The sequence below is a fragment of the Microcoleus sp. B9-D4 genome, from assembly GCF_036705105.1.
Classification (GTDB): domain Bacteria; phylum Cyanobacteriota; class Cyanobacteriia; order Cyanobacteriales; family Microcoleaceae; genus Microcoleus.
Genome location: NZ_JAUBTS010000140.1, coordinates 1 through 3,514 on the forward strand (window position 1 = coordinate 1; position 3,514 = coordinate 3,514).

Annotated in this window: 6 protein-coding genes; all 6 read right to left on the reverse strand. The window is 42.1% G+C overall.

What is annotated here, in order from left to right; translation table 11 throughout:
* Positions 1-263: 263 nt before the first annotated feature.
* The 6 genes from QUB24_RS32985 to QUB24_RS33010 all read right to left on the reverse strand — a co-directional run bounded on the left by QUB24_RS32985 (position 264) and on the right by QUB24_RS33010 (position 3,363).
* Positions 264-803, reverse strand: coding sequence for a hypothetical protein (locus QUB24_RS32985; protein ID WP_333157771.1), 540 nt, complete (start codon positions 801-803; stop codon positions 264-266).
* 147 nt (positions 804-950) lie between these two features.
* Positions 951-1,103, reverse strand: a complete 153-nt coding sequence (locus tag QUB24_RS32990) for a hypothetical protein (RefSeq protein WP_333157772.1) — start codon at positions 1,101-1,103, stop codon at positions 951-953.
* 286 nt (positions 1,104-1,389) lie between these two features.
* A complete protein-coding gene (locus tag QUB24_RS32995; RefSeq protein WP_333157774.1) occupies positions 1,390-1,998 on the reverse strand; it encodes a Uma2 family endonuclease in 609 nt (202 codons plus the stop codon).
* A 133-nt stretch (positions 1,999-2,131) separates the two neighbouring features.
* A complete protein-coding gene (locus QUB24_RS33000) occupies positions 2,132-2,392 on the reverse strand; it encodes a hypothetical protein (RefSeq protein WP_333157776.1) in 261 nt (86 codons plus the stop codon).
* Positions 2,376-2,651: a BrnT family toxin gene (locus QUB24_RS33005; protein ID WP_333157778.1), complete on the reverse strand. Its 276-nt coding sequence runs from the start codon at positions 2,649-2,651 to the stop codon at positions 2,376-2,378. The genes QUB24_RS33000 and QUB24_RS33005 overlap by 17 nt, the downstream gene beginning before the upstream one ends.
* 490 nt (positions 2,652-3,141) lie before the next feature.
* Positions 3,142-3,363, reverse strand: coding sequence for a hypothetical protein (locus tag QUB24_RS33010; protein ID WP_333157780.1), 222 nt, complete (start codon positions 3,361-3,363; stop codon positions 3,142-3,144).
* Positions 3,364-3,514 lie beyond the last annotated feature (151 nt).

Here is a 3,514-nt window from a genome sequence, read left to right on the forward strand (position 1 = left end):
TATACTGATCATCAGTAAAAAAGTCAAGCTGGGGTTCACGAGTATTTATACTCATCGCAAAAGTGACACGCTCCCGATCGCTCCTTTCATCCCATCAAGTAAATCGGTAATGTCTCTTTGGTCGGGGCCGCGATTATCGCATACACCATCAAGGTGTTTAAATTTTTGTGTCTGCTGAGTTTCTGCACTTTTCTTACATTCCCCTCTGTTGCGCCCAGTGCAGCGGTGATAACACTGTGTCTGATGCGGTGAGGGAACATCTGCTACTGGCGTTGCTTAATCAGGGTATGAAAAAAATAACTTGAAAATCCCGAAGTTTTGTGGATACTGGTTTCTCTGACTTGCATATTTAGGCCTTCATACCCTAAATCAGCAACGCCGCTTTTTCCTACAAAAAGCCAAGGTAAACCCCTGGTATCGTTGAAAGTACCAGCAGCATTACTAGGAAAGCTTTCAAAACGCTGTCCCTGTTTTAAGACACCAACTAAAGACCAATTAAAAAACTCAAATGGAGTGCGGTTTCCAGCACGCATAAGTTCTTCAAAAGAAGAATTTGTCATGCGACAATTTAACCCATTTGGATCTGGATCTACTACTTCCCAATAAGTATGATAAGCTCTTCCCATATAATCCCCTTGATTATTAGGACTAGGGAGAGGTGCAGTATAACCCAGCGTAGCTGTTCCTAATACCAGAAAAGTTGCCAGAGTAATGGTTTTTAATTCTTTTAACATGGGTATCACTTTTAAAACACTAAATCGATCATAGTATTTAATGATTTTATGATACATTAACTCTATCATACTTTAGTATGAAAAACTATAGCTCAGACTTAAACTTTGCCTTAGCTGCTCGCAGTTTTTCCCAAGCAGCTTCGGTTGCGGGTCTTGGTAGCTGGGCGGCAATTCGAGCAATGAGATCGCGATTTTTTCTTCGTAGTACAGCCGCAGTTATTCAGATTCCTTAATAACCATTTGATACTCAGCTTCAACATCAGCGCGATTTGCCTCAATATAAGCTAAAGCTGCGTTAATTTTTTCCTCTGTAAGCTCAAACAATCCCATGATAAACTTAGGTGGATATTGAGCCGTCACATAGTCCATGATGCCCTAGATAGTGATGCGCGCACCGGCCATCGCTAGTCCTCTTTCTGTACGGATGATAGCTGTTTGTTCGTTGGATATGGTTGTCATCTTTATAGCCTCTTAGAAGTTATCTCTATATTACTAGCTGATTACTTGCAAGTCCTGGATTTGCGAGCCCTAGAGTTCTATTGGCCAATAGCCGATCAATATGATGCGGTGAATGCTTTTATGCAATTGATGTAGAAATTGAGAAGAGTGCAGCACTAGCATTGTTAACTTTCATTAGAAGTGTCACGGATCGCCCTTAAAAATTAATCCGGCGATAGACTTCCGACATCGGAAGTTCTATATTTAAACTGTGCAGGACGATCGCCCGATCGAGCCGATCGCACACTTGCCATTGCCAACGATCGCTACTTGGGCGATCGCCATTATAATATTGCTCAATGTAGGGTTCAGCTTGACTAACCAGCAAATATTCACAAAAACTAGCAAGAGAGCGATATTTTCTGAACTTTTCACCTCGATCGTAGCCTTCAGTAGAGGGCGAAAGAACCTCAACAATCAGTAAAGGATTGAGAATTTCATCCGTGCGATCGCCATTGAATTCTGGTTCGCCATTGATGACCATAACATCGGGATAAGTTCCATGATGGAAGCTAGGAATCCAAATTCGTAGATCGCCGTTATAGATCTGAAAATTTGTGTCTCGCACAGCCACGTTAAGAAAAGTCGTAATGTCTACGGTAATACGGCTGTGGACTTCTGAACCTCCTGGCATAGCGATAATCTCTCCGTTACAATATTCGTGACGTTCTTCGGCTGTTTCCTCGATCGCCCGGTATTCATCTGGAGTCAAGCGAGTCTTTGTCGCATCGGGAAGATTTGGCGAGTTGGTTTGATTTATAACCATGATCGCACCTCCTAAATAATTAGACTTTAAATAATTATGGCTGGCAGCTAGATAATTGTCTCAACGCACAGGCGATCGCTTTTTGAGCAAATAAATAATATGGGCGATCGCACAATCTCCTGACATCGCGTTCTCAAAGTTGAGATCCTTCGTGGCTCCGCTGCACCGCAGTATTTGACTGCTGGCGCTGTGCAATTTTGATTAACATCCTCAATGCGTCATTCACTGCTGCATCATTAGGAAAAGCTTGGGCAATATCGGGGTCTAAAAGCACCAAGTTTGTCCCTGCACGATATTGCTCAACATACTTGCCTTTAACACCTCCTTTCATCTGAGCAAAGTCATACTCAGCAAGTAATTCGTCTTCCATTTCGTTCTCAATATCCTTCTTCATAAAACCTCTGCTCCTGGCGGGTAGCTTTTCTGGCACTGATGATTCTTACTTTTTCTCCTCGATCGGTGTGTGCAACAATTAAAAGTTGTCCATACCTGGATATACCAATAATAACGTACCGGCTTTCTCCGATGGAATGCTGAGGATCGGGAAAAGTTACAGATAGCGGGTCATTAAATATGGTTGTGGCTTCTTGAAAGGAAACACCATGCTTCTCAACATTTAGTGTCGCTTTGTCTGGATTCCATTCAAATTCCATAAATAACTCTCCATGCCTTTTTCCGCTTCGGCTTCACAACCGCTAAATTCTCGCTTTCCTTTTATTTTTAACACTCAATTGCTTAGTAAGCGATGTATAATAATGCAAAGCAAAAAGCAGATTAATTCCAAAAAACACCAAAGTTAAAACAAATGTAAAAAAAGACGTAAATGACAGCCGGGAAGTCATCGTAAACATCGCCAAAATGATTGAGCAAAGCCCAAAACCGGAAGCAAAAGAACTTAAAAGCAACAACCGCACCTTAGACATAGTTTAATTTAAAGATTATCAGTAAAATACACTCTTGGCAGCTACAGAGGAGTGCCAAATGATACTTATTACTATATAGCGGAATTGCTCAGTTCCGCCAAGGGCAAAACGACTCTTTTCCTAAAAAGGTTTGAATTATACAGAAAAATACAGCCCGCGCTCTTGTAAACTCCTGTTGCTCGACTTAATATCAATCACAGGAATTCCCCAGCCTTCGCGATTATTCCACCTTTCGCCGTACAGTCACCGCAGCCGCAATCGGGCTGACAGCAAAGTATTCGCTTCCAAAACCGCGCTTTCCCTGGGATTCCAAACATTGCCAAAATCCACAAACGCCGTCACCTGCAAAACTCCTTGGTTGTCGCGGGTGCGCTTGCATCGGATACCGCAACTCGGCTGAATCAAAAATCCCGCTATCGGCCAGCAAAGCCTCCTGACCCATTACTCACAAGTTAAGCTAAAAACACTGTTGTCAATGAGTAATCTTACTCATTTTTTACCGAGATACCAATTAAGATATGACTCCATTTGTTCATTCATTATTGAAAAAAAATTGTTCGGGACTTCTTTGAGTTCCAGGGAAAGGAGAAATG

Bases quoted from the DNA above. Each gene is read 5' to 3' on its own strand.
- QUB24_RS33010 (WP_333157780.1), bottom strand. From the start codon at position 3,363: ATGGGTCAGGAGGCTTTGCTGGCCGATAGCGGGATTTTTGATTCAGCC.
- QUB24_RS33005 (WP_333157778.1), bottom strand. From the start codon at position 2,651: ATGGAATTTGAATGGAATCCAGACAAAGCGACACTAAATGTTGAGAAG.
- QUB24_RS32995 (WP_333157774.1), bottom strand. From the start codon at position 1,998: ATGGTTATAAATCAAACCAACTCGCCAAATCTTCCCGATGCGACAAAG.
- QUB24_RS33000 (WP_333157776.1), bottom strand. From the start codon at position 2,392: ATGAAGAAGGATATTGAGAACGAAATGGAAGACGAATTACTTGCTGAG.
- QUB24_RS32985 (WP_333157771.1), bottom strand. From the start codon at position 803: ATGATAGAGTTAATGTATCATAAAATCATTAAATACTATGATCGATTT.
- QUB24_RS32990 (WP_333157772.1), bottom strand. From the start codon at position 1,103: ATGGACTATGTGACGGCTCAATATCCACCTAAGTTTATCATGGGATTG.